Below are 16,554 nucleotides of genomic sequence, written 5' to 3' on the forward strand. Positions count from 1 at the left end.
TTTCCTTTGCATAACGTTTAGTGCTAAACATCAAACATGGTATACTGACGAATCTGATCAAAATCCGTGCGATTGTATAATTGCCCATTCTCAAAAATAAGCTGTAATTTATCATCACTGAAATCCGTGTCTGCGGTTAAGCCGTCAATGTAATGATCTAAATCCACCACTTTGACTCGTCCCTTTTGGGATTTTTTCAACCCGCTGTCTGTTTTCGGGGCTTTGAAAATCGCTTTCTCTACCCCGTTGATCGTAATCGAGGTGGCTTTTACCGCAAAACCGAGGGTATCTCTTGTATTGCTTTGGTAGGTACGGGAGCCGACACCAAACACGATATTACTGGAGGCAAACCCTTTTTCTTGTAATCCCTTGAGAATATTCACCATTTTCTCAAAGTTTACACCATCACCATAAATAACGCCGATATGCGGATCTAACACCTTATAGCCTTTACGATTGATCGTGCCACCAAAAATATCCCATAAACTTTCCACTAAGCCTTTGCGTTCTACCTCAGTTTCAGCTTGCGCATTGCCACACAAAATTGCCATGGCCTCGCCACTGTCAGGACGAATAACGACACGGGCATGTTCAGGGCGAGCCATAATTTCCGCTTTTAAAATCGGTAAATTGACCGCAATGTTATGCCAGAAATCCGTGGTATCTGCCACGATTGAAATCATATTATTCGGGAATTTCTGCATAAGATAACGAAAAGTGGGCAATTCATCCACACCGTGAGAACTCATGACGGAATGTTCACTGGCGGGAATTGAGGTACCGACTAAATTCTGGCTGCCGTAGTAATAATCCACATAAGAAATGGCCGGAATGGTATCGGTGCCTAAAAAGGCGGTTAAATGCCCTGCGCCTGAGGTTTCTGCACTTTCCAACGAACTCATGCCTCGCATAGAAAAATCGTGCGATTGAAAATTAATATGATCGTGGTTATCACAGGTTTGTTCGGCATATTGCAACAAGGTTCGACGATATACTCGGGCAATGGAGGCGGAGGTAATCGGTTGCCATAGAGACACATTAATCAAGGTTTCCACATAATTGGTCAGCCAGAAAAAATCTTTATGGGTATTTTCAATGGTCATCATTGGCACCCGCATGGCCACCGATTGCCCCTCTGGAATGGCTTTAATGCGGAGCGGTAAATAGCCTAAATCATGTAATTGTGCAATATGTTCGCCCGTAGTGTCCATACCTAACGTGCGCTGAATAAACGCCACATATTCCTTGACGACTTGCTGTTTTGGGCGAGCAAAAAAGTTCAGATTAAAATAGTTCAGTAAATATTTAATAATAAAGGCTTGAAAACCAAAGGAAACCGCTCGATCCAAATGGGGCGCTAAGTGATTGCTGCGAGGCGTGAACGTGCTGTAAATCATTTCGGCATGCTCAGGATATTGTTCTCGGTGAGAGACTTTATAAAAATCACATAACAGCATAGGAATGGCTGTTGTCGGTTGCGAATAAGGGGCTTGGGGTTGAGAATGTAGCATAAAACTTTCCTCACATGTCAATTCAGTGGTGAAAAGTTTAGCAAATTTCCATAAAAGAGGAAATATATATTACAAATTTATTTTATATTACAAAAATAGTCGCATTTTGTAATATTTATTTCACTTTAAACACGGCAATTAATTCCCCGACCTTAATACGGCGAGCGCCATGTTGGCTGATAGAACGCTGTACTCGGATTTTGCGAAATCTGGCGCCTTTGTAAATCTGACGAGTAAATTTCGTGTCGTGGTTGGAAATTAATACCGGAATATTCCGCTCTAATTGGGTTTGTTTCGCCAGTTCCGCCAACGCCTGTTGGTGTAATAAACCGAAATCATGACCGGAATATTGGGTGAAGTTGCTACTTTGCGTTAAAGGCGCATAAGGCGGATCGCAATAGATCACCGAATGTTCATCTGCCATGGCAAAGGTTTGCTGAAAATCGCCACAAATAAACACCGCACTTTGCGCTTTTTCGGCAAAATAACGCATTTCCTGTTCAGGGAAATAATGGTTTTTATAGGCACCAAAAGGCACATTAAATTCATTGTTGGCGTTGTAACGGCATAATCCGTTAAAGCCAAAACGGTTTAAATACACAAATAACACTGAACGGATAAAAGGATCCGTGGAACGGTTAAATTCTTCACGACGGGCGTAATAATAACTCGCTGAATTGGCCTCGGGGTGGAAGAAAATCGGTTTCAACGTATTGATATAATTTTCCACATCGGCTTTTATGGTATTAAATAGGTTTATCAGATCGGGATTGATATCCGCTAAAATATAGCGTTCAAACTGGCTATTCAAAAAAACCGAGCCAGCGCCCATAAAAGGTTCAACAAGGCATTGTTTCTGTTTTGGCAACAGTCGATTAATATCATCCGTTAAGCGAAATTTGCCCCCCGCCCATTTTAAAAAAGCGCGGTGTTTTTTTACGGATTTTTTCGCCTGTTTTGCCATGAGATAAAAAGCAACTAATCAGTTTGCGTACAAGCCATAATGGCGGATAACACCAAGGCTTTGTCAGTGTCGCTTGTGACATAGGCTTGCCCTAAATGGCGTAACAACACCAAACGCAATTTACCCGCTAACACTTTTTTATCACGCATCATGTGCGGCAAATAATCCTCGGGTTGCATGGTATCGGGACTGACCGTTGGCAAATTGGCTCGGGCTAATAATTTCTCTAAACGCCCGACGTCTGCTTGGCGGATATTGCCGAGTTGTTCCGATAACGCCGCCGCCATCATCATGCCTACGGCGACTGCCTCACCATGTAACCAGTTGCCATAACCCAAATGGGTTTCAATGGCATGACCGAAGGTATGCCCTAAATTTAATAAGGCACGGTCGCCTTTTTCGGTTTCATCACGGGCCACCACGTCCGCTTTAATCTGACAACAGCGAGCGATACAATATTGCAATTCCGCTTGTTTTAAGGCGACGAGCTGATCAATATGCTGTTCTAACCAATCAAAAAACGGCAAATCTAAAATCGCGCCGTATTTAATCACTTCCGCCAAACCCGCATTGACTTCCCGTTTCGGTAAACTGTTCAACGTCAAGGTGTCCACAATCACGGTGATGGGTTGATAAAACGCCCCGATCATGTTTTTACCTAACGGGTGATTAACGGCCGTTTTGCCGCCCACAGACGAATCCACTTGCGCCAATAAGGTCGTCGGGATTTGAATAAATTTGATGCCACGTTGATAGCTTGCTGCTGCATAGCCCGCCACATCACCAATCACACCGCCACCCAAGGCGATCAGCGTGGTATCTCGGCCGTGATTTTCTTTTAAAAGTGCGGTGAAAATTAAGTCTAAAGATGGCAAGGTTTTGTATTTTTCGCCATCCGGTAATAACACATGGCTCACTTGGCAACCGATTTGTTCAAGGGTTTGCGTGACCGTGGCTAAATACAAGGGTGCAACGGTTTCATTACTCACAATCATCACTTTATCGCCCGATTTCAAAGGATAAACAGCGGGATCTTTGAGTAAGTTTTCGCCAATGTAAATGGGGTAACGGCGTTCTTTTAATTCAACATTGACAGTTAACATATTGCACCTTTTAACCTTAATTCAGGGAGAGATTAATTTTGGAAGTTATCAATCAAATCAATAATTTGATTAGCCATTAATTTCGCACTTTGTTCATCTGTGGGTAACACGATATCCGCAATTTCTTCATATAACGGATTGCGCACTTTGGCTAAATCTTCCAACACTTGACGCACATCGTCCACGCCTTGCAAGAGTGGGCGTTTTTTATCACGCTGAGTGCGTTCGTATTGTTTATCCACGGTGGTTTTTAAGTAAATCACAATGCCCCGTGCGGATAAATGATTTCGGGTATCTTTTGACAACACTGCGCCACCGCCCGTGGACAGCACGATCCCTTGACGCTGAGTGAGCTCGCTAATAATACGTTCTTCACGCTTGCGAAAACCCGCCTCGCCCTCAATATCAAAAATCCAGCCAATATCGGCCCCTGCCCGAGATTCAATTTCATTATCGGAATCAACAAATTCCATGCTTAGTTGTTGGGCCAACTGGCGACCAATCGTGCTTTTGCCCGCCCCCATAGGTCCAACTAAAAAAATATTACGTTTTTCTGCCATTGTTATTATCTTTTCATTATTATTAAAGTAAAAAATTGACCCAATATCGTAAAAATTTCTCAACGATAAAAAAAGGATCACCAAAACGGCGGAATTATCTCAATAAATGCCCTATGTTTTCAACCTTAAATCGCAATTTATTTTGATTCTTCCACCAAATATCACTTATCCCCTTGGATGAAATTTCTCATGCAAGCGTTTTAAGCGTTCTTTTGCCACATGGGTGTAAATTTGCGTGGTGGATAAATCGCTATGCCCGAGTAACATTTGCACCACTCGCAAATCCGCCCCATGATTAACTAAATGGGTGGCAAAGGCATGGCGTAATACGTGCGGTGACAGACTTTCGGTATTAATTTCCGCTAAAATCGCATAATGTTTAATACGGTGCCAAAAGGTCTGTCTTGTCATTTGTACGGCTCTTTTGCTTGGAAACACCACATCTGAACTTTGCCCATTCAGCAACATCGGACGCCCATATAACACAAACTGATTGACCCAATAAGCCGCCTCCTCGCCCATTGGCACAATGCGTTCTTTATTGCCTTTACCAATCACCCGCACCACGCCTTGTTGTAAACTGATACTGTCCATGGTTAAGGACACCAATTCCGTTACCCGCAGCCCCGTGGCATATAACAGCTCCAACATGGCTTTATCCCGTAATTCGAGCGGTTCATCAGTACAAGGGCAATCAAGCAAATCGCCCACTTGTTCTTCGCTTAAATATTTCGGTAAGCGACTGGGTAATTTTGGCGAACTTAACACCGCACTGGGGTCATCTTGGCGGTATTGTTCCCGATACAAATATTGAAATAATTTGCGCATAGCACTAAGCAAGCGTGCCGTGCTGGTGGCTTTATAGCCTTTGTCGACACGCTCACCGAGAAATTGTTGTAAATGCACCGCATCCACTTCGATCAGGCTCAGCATTTGCTTGGCTGACCAGTCAGACAGAGCGGTGAGATCAAGGCGATAAGACTGAATCGTATTATCTGACAAGCCCTTTTCTAACCAGAGTTCATTTAAAAATAAATCAATCAGTGCGTTATCTTTCATGCTGCTTTACATTATAACCCAAAATCTTCAGGTAAATGTTTCAAAATATCCCCCCAAATGGCGGTACTGCGTTCACGGTGTAACGCCATACAAGCGGCCACTTGCTCGCTATCCTTCATTTCACAAGCCTGTTGCAAGGCTTGATAAAAGGCCAAGGCAATTTGACGTGACGTGGGATTCACAAAAAATAAATGGGCCACCTGATGATACATTTGCTTAAAGCTATTTAAAATCAAGCCATAAACGGGTTTATTGGCAATAAAGGTAAATTGACGGAATAAATAATAATCAAATTTTGCATAAGCCTGTGCGTCGTCAGAAAGTGCGGTTAAATTCTCGAATAATTTTAAGGATTCCTCTGGATTCAGACGAACCGCCTCAGGAATATAATATTCCGCCATTTTGGTACGCAGTGACACCACATTAGCAATAATGGTTGGCATAATGCCACGATCAAGCTGAATAATTTTACTGATAATATTCGGCCCGCCGGTTTCCCAAATATTGTTCACATGGGTCGGTTTACCATGTTGAATACTCAACCACCCCTCACGTGCCAAACGTTGTAGCACTTCACGTAAGGTGGTGCGAGTCACGCCGATTTTATCCGCCAATTCACGTTCTGCAGGCAAGTCGGTGCCAGCAGGAAAATGCTGATTCCAAATACTTTGCACAATATATTCCTCGGCTAAGGCCGCTGGGCTTTGTGCTTTTAATAATGGTTGTCGATTCGTCATATTTAGCTACTTTGTTTAATATAGATCAAAAAAATACTCAAAAAGAGCAAAGATGCTAGCAATTTTTTCATTTACAGGTAAGAATAGTAGCCTATTATCAGTTTAAAATAATAAATATGCAAAGCATATTTTTAAAGGGTGTATTTATATGACGTATGTTCAAGCATTTATGAATAACTTTTTGGGCAAAAGTCCCAATTGGTATAAAGTCACGATTGTGGCATTTTTATTGATTAACCCTGTTATTTTTTGGATCAACCCGTTTGTTGCTGGATGGTTATTGGTGGTCGAATTTATTTTCACTTTAGCCATGGCATTAAAATGCTATCCTTTACAGCCAGGTGGAATGTTAGCCATTGAGGCCATCACTATCGGCATGACCAGTACCGCCCATGTTAAAGCCGAAATTATGGCAAATTTTGAAGTGGTTCTGTTACTGATTTTTATGGTGGCAGGCATTTACTTTATGAAACAGTTATTGCTGTATGCGTTCACCAAATTATTGCTTCGTATTCATTCTAAAATTGTGTTATCCGTATCATTTTGTTTGAGCGCAGCGTTTCTTTCTGCGTTCTTAGATGCGTTAACGGTGATTGCGGTGATTATCAGTGTGGGCATGGGATTCTATGGGGTTTATCACAAAGTCGCCTCGGGTGCCTCCTTTGAAGATTCCACCGACATTACCAATGACGATAAAATTAATCATCACCAACAAACTTTAGAAGATTTTCGCGCATTCTTACGGAGCTTATTAATGCACGCTGCCGTCGGTACCGCCTTAGGTGGGGTGATGACCATGGTTGGTGAACCGCAAAACTTGATTATTGCCGAACAGTCAGGTTGGCAGTTTATTGAGTTTTTCTTCCGTATGTCACCAGTGACTATTCCTGTTTTATGTTTGGGTATCGCCACCTGTGTGTTGGTGGAAAAATTTAGCCTATTTGGCTACGGCACCAAGTTACCTCGTAAAGTCTGGTCTGTATTAGCCAAATTCGACCGTAACCAAGAAACCAAAATGACCGCACAAGATAAAGTCAAATTATGGGTACAGGTTTTTGTGGGCGTTTGGTTGATTATCGGGTTAGCGTTCCATTTAGCCTCAGTGGGATTAATTGGTTTAAGCGTGATTATTTTAACCACTTCCTATTGTGGCGTGACGAGCGAACATGAAATTGGTCGTTCGTTCCAAGAATCCTTGCCGTTCGCTGCCTTATTAGTGGTCTTTTTCTCCATTGTCGCCGTGATTATCGATCAACACTTATTTGCGCCATTAATTCACTTTGTCCTTAATGCAGCAGAAAATGTCCAACTTTTGCTGTTCTACGTGTTTAATGGCTTATTATCCGCCATTTCTGATAACGTATTTGTGGCCACAGTTTACATTAATGAGGCCAAACAAGCCTTAATGGAAAATTCTATTTCTGCACAACAATTTGAATTGCTTGCGGTAGCCATTAATACGGGGACCAACTTGCCATCCGTGGCCACACCAAACGGACAAGCGGCGTTCTTATTCTTGCTCACCTCTTCACTTGCGCCATTAATTCGTTTATCCTATGGCAGAATGGTCTATATGGCGTTGCCTTACACCATTGTATTAACCCTTGTTGGGTTGATTTCCGTAGAATTTATTCTCCCTGGTGCCACACAATGGTTAACTAATATGGGGTTAATCGGTAGTCCACATATTCCATTGGAATCAATGGTTGGTCATTAATTTGTTAAGAAAGGAACAAGCATGCTGAATAAAATTAAAGTGCTGTCAAGCCAACGAACAATCTGGTTATTATGCCTTATTTCTGCTTTGTGCTTAGAATTGACCGCACTTTATTTTCAGTATGGCATGGGATTAAAGCCGTGCGTCATGTGTATTTATGAACGTGTTGCTTTATTTGGTATTCTCTTTTCTGCCCTGATTGGTTGCATTGCGCCCCGTTTTATGATCATGCGTTTATTGGCCTTAGGGGTCGGATTATGGGGCGCCATAAAAGGGTTATTGCTATCCATTAAACACGTCGGCTATCAACTTAATCCTAATCCGTGGGATCAATGCCCCATCAACGTCGATTTTCCCTCGACGCTCCCCTTGGATAAATGGTTCCCTGCACTTTTTCACCCCACAGGGTTGTGCAGTGAAATCAGTTGGACCTTTTTAAATTTTACCATGGTGCAATGGTTGGTGTTTATTTTTGCGGTATACAGTTTGATTTTCGCATTCCTTTTATTAAGCCAATGCTTTGGTGGGCGAGTAAAAAATCAACGTCGTTTATTTCATTAACCTATCGACAGACAAAGTGCGGTTAAATTTAACCGCCTTTTTTATTTGAGGAAAAAACATGATTATCGGACCTTATATTAACGCCGCTTGTATCATTGTCGGCGGGCTAATTGGTGCCTATTTAGGGGGCAGAATACCCGAACGCTTACGCAATAACCTCACCTTGCTTTTCGGTTTATGTTCTATGGCCATGGGCGTCGTCATGCTTGCTCGAGTTGCTAACATGCCCGCTATGGTATTCGCCCTGTTAATCGGCACCATTATTGGGGAAATTCTGTCCGTTGAACATTTGATTAACCGCCTATCCAGTCAAGCCAAAAAAGGCGTTGAGCGCTTATTCCCACAGCCCAAAAACAGCCCCTCTCAAGAAGAATTTCTACAAAAATTTGTCGGCTTAATGGTGCTATTTAGTTTCAGTGGCACGGGTATTTTTGGTGCTATGCACGAGGGTTTAGTGGGCGATAGCAGTATTTTGATTATCAAATCTTCACTGGATTTTTTCACCGCCATTATCTTCGCCACCACCTTAGGTCTTTCCGTGTGTACAATCTGTCTACCACAAATGGGCTTACAACTGATTCTCGCCTATTTGGCCATCATTATTCTGCCATTAATTACCCCTGAAATGAAAGCAGATTTTGGCGGTGTCGGTGGTGCCATTATGATTGCTACGGGCTTACGCATTTGCAACATTAAACAATTCTCCGTGGCCAACATGCTACCGGCGTTGTTTATCGCCATGCCCGTTTCAGCATTGTGGTTACAGCTCATTGCAAAATAAAAAAGTGCGGTGTAAAAATCCTGTTTTTTACACCGCACTTCGCACATTTTCCGAATCTTTGTGGTTATTTGCCCTTTCCTTAGAACAATTCTTGCCGCTCCAACGGAGGTAAATGGCTATCGCCACTTGGTTTTGGCGAGAATCGCTCCGATACACCCGGTGGAACATAATAGCCTTTTTCTTGCACAAAGGCTTTTTGGGGTTCGGTACCCTGAATAAAATATTCCACCAAACCGCCATTTGAGGACAACAAACCGGTGGTCGCATCAATGCGTTTTTCAATAATATTGGCTGGCAAGACAAATTCACGTTCTGGAATATCTTGTAAGCTCATTTTCATATAAGCAATCCACGCTGGCATGGCACTGCTGGCGCCCGCCTCTCCAGAACCGAGATTACGTTTATTGTCATCAAAACCAATATACACGGTAGTGGTCACGTTCGCCCCAAATCCTGCATACCAAGCGACTTTGGAATTGTTGGTCGTACCGGTTTTCCCACCAATATCTTGACGTTTGAATTGGTTCGCCATGCGCCAGCTGGTCCCTTGCCAAGCGCCGCCTTTTTCACCAAAAATCGCTGTATTTAAGGCGCTACGGATTAAAAACGCCAATTCGCCACTGATCACACGAGGCGCATATTGTGGTGATGAATCTTGCGTTTTACTGTCGGTCATCACACTGATGTCACCCTCTTTTAATTTGCCGTCTTTACCGGCTAATTCAGGGTTGTCATCTTCTGCGGCCTCCGTTTCTTCCAATTCCTCATTTCCCTCATTATTTTGCGCCATTTGCCCCTTTTCAAGGGTGGCGGTATTTTCTTGGAAACCGTCCACTTTCTCCTTTGTGGTGCCATAAATCACCGGAATATCATCACATTGAAGGCAGGCAATTTTCGGATTGGCCACAAAAATCTCTTTGCCAGTATTATCTAACACTTTTTCCACCAAATACGGGTCGATCAAAAAACCCCCATTATCAAACACCGCATAGGCTCGAGCCATTTCTAACGGGGTAAAAGAGGCAGCCCCTAACGCCAAGGCTTCACTGGCAAAATACTGCTCACGTTTAAAGCCAAAACGTTCGAGAAACTCGGCGGTAAAAGGCACGCCCGCCATTTGAATGGTGCGAATCGCAATCATATTTTTGGATTGTCCTAACCCCACTCTCAAGCGTAAAGGACCGGCATACCTATTCGGTGAATTCTTTGGACGCCATTCTTTTTGACCCGGTTTTTTAATCACGATTTGCGTATCTTGCAAAATACTTGACAGCGTTAAGCCTTTTTCCAAGCCGGCGGCATAAATAAAGGGTTTAATGGTCGAACCCACTTGCACAAGAGATTGGGTCGCACGGTTAAACTTACTTTGTTCAAAGCTAAATCCCCCCACAATGGCCTCAATCGCCCCATTATCACTATTTAACGCCACTAAAGCCGAATTCACTTCTGGCAACTGTCCTAATGTCCAATTGCCATTCTCCTGTTTTTTTACCCAAATCTGCTGACCAGTTTTTGGCAACTTACTCCCCGCCCAACTCATGGCGGAATTCGCCAACGTGATATTATCACCAGAACTGAGTAATAATTGCGCACCCGCTTTTCCCGTCGCCAACACTGCGGCCGGCATTAAGGGTTCGGCATTCGGTAATTTACGTAATTCATCAATGATTTTTTCCGGTTCCCACGCGGTTTCCCCTTTTTTCCAAAGTGTCGCGCCACCACGATAACCATGTCGCTGATCATAGGCCATCACATTTTCTCGCACCGCTTTCTGTGCTTGATATTGATCCTGTGACAACACCGTGGTATACACTTTATAACCTCGATTATAGGACACATCTTCGCCATAGCGCTTGACCATTTCTTGACGCACCATTTCGGTCACGTAATCGGCTCGGAAATCCAACTGCGCCCCATGATACGAAGCCACCACGGGTTCATTCATGGCCTGCTGATATTCTTGTTGTGTAATAAATTGGGTTTCCAGCATACGCCCCAACACCACATTACGACGGTCAGTAGCACGTTTTAAGGAATACAATGGATTCATGGTGGACGGTGCTTTTGGCAAGCCGGCAATGACGGCCATTTCAGACAACGACAATTCATTTAAATTCTTACCAAAATAGGTTTTGGCCGCGGCTGCCACGCCATAGGAACGGTAGCCTAAATAAATTTTATTTAAATATAATTCTAAAATTTCATCTTTACTCAGTGCATTCTCAATTTCAATGGCTAACACCGCCTCTTTGGCCTTACGCATTAAGGTCTTTTCAGGGGTTAAAAAGAAATTACGCGCCAACTGTTGGGTAATGGTACTCGCCCCTTGTGAGGCGCCACCGTTGCTGATCGCCACCGACACCGCCCGCGCAATCCCCACCGGATCCACGCCATGATGTTCATAAAAACGGCTATCTTCCGTGGCAATCAAGGCATTAATCAACTGTTTTGGTACCTCGGCTAATTTCACCGGAATACGACGTTGCTCGCCCACTTCGCCAATCAATTTGCCATCAGCGGTATAAATTTGCATAGGCTGTTGCAGTTCCACCGTCTTTAAACTTTCCACATCAGGAAGCTGTGATTTGATGTGCATATAGCCCAATCCCACCACAACACAACCTAAAATGATCATGGTCAGTAAGCTACTTAATATTAATTTTGTGATCTTCATTCCAAAATTTACTCTTAATTAGTGCGTGAATTTGATTTCTCGTTCATACTTCATGTGAATAGTATAAAGATTAACACCCTTGAACGAAAGTAAAAATAAACAGAAAAGGACAACAAATGAAAAAATTCATCAAAAAAAATAGCGCCATTCAAGTGGGGATATGGTCAACCCCTCGTCATTTTGAATTCGTCTGGTTTACAGCGGATAATATGGCGCAAAAAACACCGCACTTTTGTCGAGTTGAAAGTAACGCGATCAATGAGATAAGCACCATTTTGTTTGAACAAGTTAGCCAACAGATGGAAATTCAACGACCGCTCTCTATTCAGTGGGTCACCGCCATATTGCCTCATAAAATATGGTTTAAAAGTCTACATTTACAAGAACAGTTAAATCAAAGCGAATGCGATCAACAATGCCGTTACACCTTGGAAAATGAATTACCGATTCCCCTTGACGAACTCTGGTTTGATTATACCACCACCCAACGCAAACAAGGGCTACGGTTGGATATTTTTGCGGTTCGACAAAGTGTGGCGCAAAGTTTATTAATCCACTTTTTACCCTTAAAAATAAAAGTATTAGACACCGTTGTCGGCTGTTTATATCGTGCCTTTAGTTACCTCTTAAAGCAAACACTCTCAAACCAAAGTTTGTGCTTATATCAAGATCAACAATGCACCATTTTATTTCGTCAAACCCAACAAGAATGGCAAATTCTATCACAACCACTACGTGCAGATTTAAACGCATTATATGCACAATTTGTCCAACGTTATGAACAACCCATCAAGGAGATTTTCTTATATACGGACAATGAAAAGGTTCAGTTTACCGAAAAATATCACGCGGTCAATTCAGACATTCCCTTAATTCCCTTAGGCGCGGCCCTGTGGCAAACCGATTGGAAAACCTACTAGCAAAGGGACTAAGCACAACATGAATAGCGCAATCAATTTATTACCTTGGCGACTTGAGCAACATCAACGACGAAGTCGCCAAGGTGTAAGCAAACTGGCTGTATTTAGCCTGTTGGTAAGTATCGGTTACCTGATTTTCAACCAATTCGCACAGGATTATCAACAGCGATATACAGAACAATTACAAACACAGCAATCTCTCCAACAGCAACTCAATCAAGTGGAGCAAAAACGCGTGCAATCTCAACAACGTTTACAGCAACAAGGCAAGCAAAGTGCGGTGGATATTTCGACGGATCTTGTCACCGCCTTATTTGATTTGCTTGCGGAGTTACCTTTGCAACAAGGCGAACTCACGGGGTTACAATTTTCCGCCCAACAATTTCGCCTGCAAGGGCTGGCTCAACAGCAAAGCGAATTTGAACAGATTCATCAATTTTTTAAACAATACCCACAAATCAAGCAATTAAAACTCGCGCAATTTTCACCGCAGTCTGATGGCAAACTGCACTTTGAATTTCAGTTACAATTCGTTAATATGGAGCACGCTCATGCCTTGGACGATATTGAATAACCCCGATAATTTATGGGGAAAATGGCTAAAACTCTCTCCACGACAACAAGGCTGTGGCCTCATTTTGCTCGCTGGCGCCTTGTTATATTGGCCACTCTTTCAGGGAGGATCCCATTATTATTTATTGCAACAAACGGCACAAAGCAATCAGCAAACACAACAAAATATAGTGGCCAAACAACAGCAATTACAACAGGTTAAGCAACAACTTGAACAGCATTTATTAACCCCTGAATTAGCCAATCAGGTCGCGCCAATTAATCAGGCCATTCAACAATTATCAGGCGCATTGCAACTTGAAAATCAGCAATGGATTTTTAATCAAAAACCGCAGTTGAATTTGCATATTCAAGGCTATTTTCAAGATCTTCAGCAATTTATCACCGCACTTTTAGCCCAACATCCCACCTTACATTTGGTATCACTGCAAATCCAGCAAGCCGATCAGGCGGAGTATTCCATTGAAAGTGATGTGATCTTTCAATTAACCCTTGCCACCCAAAACCCTCCACCAGAAAACCCTCAATAGGAAACCCATGATATGTATCGAAAAATTACTCTCCTTTTGTTAGCTTGCTACGGCATCACCGCCCTCGCCAAAGGCGATCCCTTTGATAAACAGCAACGCACGCAAGAGGCTGCCCCTGTTCAACAGGTTGCCAAAAGTAAAGCCAATCTATGCCCAGAAAAACAGGCAAATATTCTGCCAGACAGCCCTTTTGAGCAACTCACCTTTATCGGTATTCTTTTGTTCAAGGAGAAAAAACAAATTCTGCTCCAAAATAAAGCCGGTGAGGTAGAAAGTGCCACGGAACAAGATTTGATCGGCGTAGAGGCCTATCAATTACTCAGTATCAATAAAAGCCACGCTGAATTTCAACCTTGGAAAGCGGATTGTTCAGCCGGTGAAATCATTAAACGTAAATTATAGGAACATAGCAATGCAAACATGGATTTCTGTTATTAAATTTGGCCTAAAGTGCGGTGTAATTTTGGGGATTTTTTCAAGTATAAGTTATGCCGAAAACGAAGATCCCACATTTTCTATTCGCCTCAAACAAGCCCCTTTAGTAGCCACCTTGCAACAACTGGCGTTGGAGCAAAATACCAATTTAATGATCAATGATGAACTCAAAGGCACGCTATCCTTACAGCTCGAAAATACCACGCTCGATCATTTATTTCATGCGGTGGCCAAAATTAAGCATTTGTCTTTAGTCAAGGAAAAAGGTGTATATTACCTTAATCAAGAGGATAAGGCTCCTACCACCGATAAAGATAATATGCCCAATTTGACGAATTTACCCAATATACCGGCAACCGCACCGCTACAAACGGCCACCATCAAACTGCAGTTTGCCAAAGCCTCGGAAATTATCAAATCCTTAACCACGGGGAGCGGTTCTTTATTATCTGGCGAGGGAAGTATGAGTTTTGATGATCGCAGCAATGTACTTATCGTCAAAGATAATGCCCGCTCAATTAAGACTATTCGTCAACTGATCAAAGAATTAGATAAACCCATTGAGCAAATTGCCATTGAGGCCAGAATTGTCACTATTACCGATGAAAGTTTACAAGAACTCGGTGTCCGTTGGGGCTTATTTGATCCCACCAGCAGTTCTCACAAAGTGGCTGGTAGCCTTGCCGCCAACGGGTTTAGCAATGTCACCAACAATTTAAACGTCAATTTTGGCGCCGTCAACACGCCGGCGGGTTCACTGGCTTTACAAGTAGCCAAAATTAACGGCCGTTTATTGGATCTCGAACTCACCGCACTGGAACGAGAAAATAACGTAAAAATTATTGCCAGTCCCAAATTACTCACCACCAACAAAAAAGCCGCCAGTATCAAACAAGGTACAGAAATTCCTTATGTGTCCACCAACGAAAAAAGCGGATCACAAACCGTTGAATTCCGTGAGGCAGTGTTAGGCTTAGAAGTCACACCGCATATTTCCCAAGACAATGCTATTTTATTGGATTTGTTGGTCAGCCAAAATTCCCCAGGTACCGCCGTACAATCTGGCGAGGGCGAAGTGATCACCATTGATAAACAAGAAATTAACACCCAAGTGTTCGCCAAAGACGGGGAAACCATTGTGCTTGGTGGCGTATTTCAAGACACGCTCAGTAAAGGCGTAGATAAAGTGCCAGTGTTAGGTGATATTCCGGTAGTAAAACATTTATTCCGCAAGCAAAGTGATAAACATCAAAAACGGGAATTAGTGATTTTTGTCACACCGCATATTTTAAAACAGGGGCAATCGTTGCAGGAATTTGAAAAGGGTCGGAAAACGGAGTAACTAAATCCCCCCCTCTCCCTCTGGGAGAGGGTCGGGGTGAGGGTAAAAAATTTAGGCGGTGATAAACACCGCCTAAAATGAAATTATTGATTGTTTTGTACGTAATCAATCGCTGATTGAACAGTGGTGATTTTTTCTGCTTCTTCATCAGGAATTTCAATATCAAATTCTTCTTCTAAAGCCATCACTAATTCAACGGTATCTAAAGAATCTGCACCTAAATCTTCAATAAATGAAGCTTCTGGTTTTGCTTCTTCTTCTTTAACACCTAATTGTTCAACAATGATTTTTTTTACGCGTTCTTCAATGCTCATTTTTGTTTCCTATTGTAGTTTACCTAACTGGTTAGAATGATTAGTTTATGGATTTTTACAAAACTTGCAAGTGTTTTATTACAGGTCAAACCGCAAAAACCCTATACAATTGGGCTAATTCTACCATTTAGAAAGGCGTTTGGCTAGGCTAAATCGGTAATTTTCTTTGCTTTTATGCGCAATAATGCAATTGCTCATTAGACCAGCCAACGCCATCTATCCGATTGAATTTATTTTAGATCAAGGTTAAGATGAATGCCTATTCAACACCAAAAAAGGAGAAATATATGACAGATGTAGCAAAATCAACGGGAACAGGACTGATCGCTGGCATTATTAGTTGCGTATTAGCCATTTTAGGTATTTTATTTCTAGGCACGGTTTTTGTCCCATTAGCCGCCGTCACTGCGCTCATTGGCAGTATTATTGCCATCAAAAACAAAAACATCGGTGGTATCGGTGTCAATATACTGGCATGGGTTTTAACCATAATCGGCTTATTCACCTCCCCATTATTATTAGGCCTAATTGGATTAGGCAGTGCCACTGGCTCAATGTAATCTCCAAAAACAGAAAAAGCAGGCAAAGCCTGCTTTTTCATATTTATCACTATTTTACACCGCACTTTTACAACGCTCGCTCGAATCGGGGCCCCGTCTGAACCGCCTTGGCGACTTGAAATTTTTAGGTAAAATCGCCTTGTCTGAGCGAAGCGAGTTGGCGATTTTACCGTTAAGAAAATTTCAACCAAGCCAAGAAAAGCGGTGAAGTCG

Annotated in this window: 17 protein-coding genes; 9 read left to right on the top strand and 8 right to left on the bottom strand. The window is 42.6% G+C overall.

What is annotated here, in order from left to right:
* Nucleotides 1-23 precede the first annotated feature (23 nt).
* The 6 genes from ACTG7X_RS02075 to fadR all read right to left on the bottom strand — a co-directional run bounded on the left by ACTG7X_RS02075 (nucleotide 24) and on the right by fadR (nucleotide 5,934).
* A complete protein-coding gene (locus ACTG7X_RS02075; protein WP_439256894.1) occupies nucleotides 24-1,511 on the bottom strand; it encodes a nicotinate phosphoribosyltransferase in 1,488 nt (495 codons plus the stop codon).
* Nucleotides 1,512-1,626: 115 nt separating this feature from the next.
* On the bottom strand, nucleotides 1,627-2,475 hold the full coding sequence (locus ACTG7X_RS02080) for a Dam family site-specific DNA-(adenine-N6)-methyltransferase (protein ID WP_439256895.1): 849 nt from the start codon (nucleotides 2,473-2,475) through the stop codon (nucleotides 1,627-1,629).
* A 14-nt stretch (nucleotides 2,476-2,489) separates the two neighbouring features.
* A complete protein-coding gene (gene aroB / locus ACTG7X_RS02085) occupies nucleotides 2,490-3,578 on the bottom strand; it encodes a 3-dehydroquinate synthase (RefSeq protein ID WP_439256896.1) in 1,089 nt (362 codons plus the stop codon).
* 32 nt (nucleotides 3,579-3,610) lie between these two features.
* Nucleotides 3,611-4,138, bottom strand: coding sequence for a shikimate kinase AroK (gene aroK / locus ACTG7X_RS02090; RefSeq protein WP_439241426.1), 528 nt, complete (start codon nucleotides 4,136-4,138; stop codon nucleotides 3,611-3,613).
* 165 nt (nucleotides 4,139-4,303) lie between these two features.
* Nucleotides 4,304-5,197, bottom strand: coding sequence for a site-specific tyrosine recombinase XerD (xerD, locus tag ACTG7X_RS02095; protein WP_439241428.1), 894 nt, complete (start codon nucleotides 5,195-5,197; stop codon nucleotides 4,304-4,306).
* Between the two features lie 11 nt (nucleotides 5,198-5,208).
* On the bottom strand, nucleotides 5,209-5,934 hold the full coding sequence (fadR, locus tag ACTG7X_RS02100) for a fatty acid metabolism transcriptional regulator FadR (RefSeq protein ID WP_439241430.1): 726 nt from the start codon (nucleotides 5,932-5,934) through the stop codon (nucleotides 5,209-5,211).
* A gap of 148 nt (nucleotides 5,935-6,082) precedes the next feature.
* Between fadR and nhaB the strand changes: the two genes are divergently transcribed.
* The 3 genes from nhaB to ACTG7X_RS02115 are packed head-to-tail and all read left to right on the top strand — an operon-like array spanning nucleotide 6,083 to nucleotide 8,993.
* Nucleotides 6,083-7,651 (top strand): sodium/proton antiporter NhaB, encoded by a 1,569-nt coding sequence (gene nhaB, locus ACTG7X_RS02105; RefSeq protein WP_439256897.1) that lies wholly within the window; start codon nucleotides 6,083-6,085, stop codon nucleotides 7,649-7,651.
* A gap of 21 nt (nucleotides 7,652-7,672) precedes the next feature.
* A complete protein-coding gene (gene dsbB, locus ACTG7X_RS02110; protein WP_439256898.1) occupies nucleotides 7,673-8,212 on the top strand; it encodes a disulfide bond formation protein DsbB in 540 nt (179 codons plus the stop codon).
* Nucleotides 8,213-8,270: 58 nt separating this feature from the next.
* Nucleotides 8,271-8,993 carry a DUF554 domain-containing protein gene (locus tag ACTG7X_RS02115; protein ID WP_439256899.1) on the top strand — a complete coding sequence of 241 codons (723 nt, stop codon included), beginning with the start codon at nucleotides 8,271-8,273 and terminating at the stop codon, nucleotides 8,991-8,993.
* Between the two features lie 79 nt (nucleotides 8,994-9,072).
* Here the strand turns inward: ACTG7X_RS02115 and ACTG7X_RS02120 are convergent, their stop codons facing one another.
* Nucleotides 9,073-11,667, bottom strand: a complete 2,595-nt coding sequence (locus ACTG7X_RS02120; RefSeq protein ID WP_439256900.1) for a penicillin-binding protein 1A — start codon at nucleotides 11,665-11,667, stop codon at nucleotides 9,073-9,075.
* A 116-nt stretch (nucleotides 11,668-11,783) separates the two neighbouring features.
* Between ACTG7X_RS02120 and ACTG7X_RS02125 the strand changes: the two genes are divergently transcribed.
* The 5 genes from ACTG7X_RS02125 to ACTG7X_RS02145 are packed head-to-tail and all read left to right on the top strand — an operon-like array spanning nucleotide 11,784 to nucleotide 15,467.
* Nucleotides 11,784-12,587 carry a competence protein ComA gene (locus ACTG7X_RS02125; RefSeq protein ID WP_439256901.1) on the top strand — a complete coding sequence of 268 codons (804 nt, stop codon included), beginning with the start codon at nucleotides 11,784-11,786 and terminating at the stop codon, nucleotides 12,585-12,587.
* A 19-nt stretch (nucleotides 12,588-12,606) separates the two neighbouring features.
* Entirely contained in the window at nucleotides 12,607-13,161 is a 555-nt protein-coding gene (locus ACTG7X_RS02130; protein WP_439256902.1) for a competence protein ComB, read from the top strand.
* Nucleotides 13,139-13,690 (top strand): competence protein, encoded by a 552-nt coding sequence (locus ACTG7X_RS02135; protein WP_439256903.1) that lies wholly within the window; start codon nucleotides 13,139-13,141, stop codon nucleotides 13,688-13,690. The genes ACTG7X_RS02130 and ACTG7X_RS02135 overlap by 23 nt, the downstream gene beginning before the upstream one ends.
* Before the next feature lie 12 nt (nucleotides 13,691-13,702).
* Nucleotides 13,703-14,092 carry a hypothetical protein gene (locus tag ACTG7X_RS02140; protein ID WP_439256904.1) on the top strand — a complete coding sequence of 130 codons (390 nt, stop codon included), beginning with the start codon at nucleotides 13,703-13,705 and terminating at the stop codon, nucleotides 14,090-14,092.
* A 10-nt stretch (nucleotides 14,093-14,102) separates the two neighbouring features.
* Nucleotides 14,103-15,467 (top strand): type IV pilus secretin PilQ, encoded by a 1,365-nt coding sequence (locus ACTG7X_RS02145; RefSeq protein ID WP_439256905.1) that lies wholly within the window; start codon nucleotides 14,103-14,105, stop codon nucleotides 15,465-15,467.
* A gap of 83 nt (nucleotides 15,468-15,550) precedes the next feature.
* Here the strand turns inward: ACTG7X_RS02145 and acpP are convergent, their stop codons facing one another.
* Complete coding sequence (gene acpP / locus ACTG7X_RS02150) at nucleotides 15,551-15,781, bottom strand: acyl carrier protein (RefSeq protein ID WP_132302013.1); 231 nt, start codon at nucleotides 15,779-15,781, stop codon at nucleotides 15,551-15,553.
* A 287-nt stretch (nucleotides 15,782-16,068) separates the two neighbouring features.
* Between acpP and ACTG7X_RS02155 the strand changes: the two genes are divergently transcribed.
* Nucleotides 16,069-16,341 carry a hypothetical protein gene (locus tag ACTG7X_RS02155; RefSeq protein ID WP_439256906.1) on the top strand — a complete coding sequence of 91 codons (273 nt, stop codon included), beginning with the start codon at nucleotides 16,069-16,071 and terminating at the stop codon, nucleotides 16,339-16,341.
* Nucleotides 16,342-16,554: the final 213 nt, after the last annotated feature.

It is taken from the genome of Lonepinella sp. BR2271, from assembly GCF_051851515.1.
Lineage (GTDB): Bacteria > Pseudomonadota > Gammaproteobacteria > Enterobacterales > Pasteurellaceae > Lonepinella.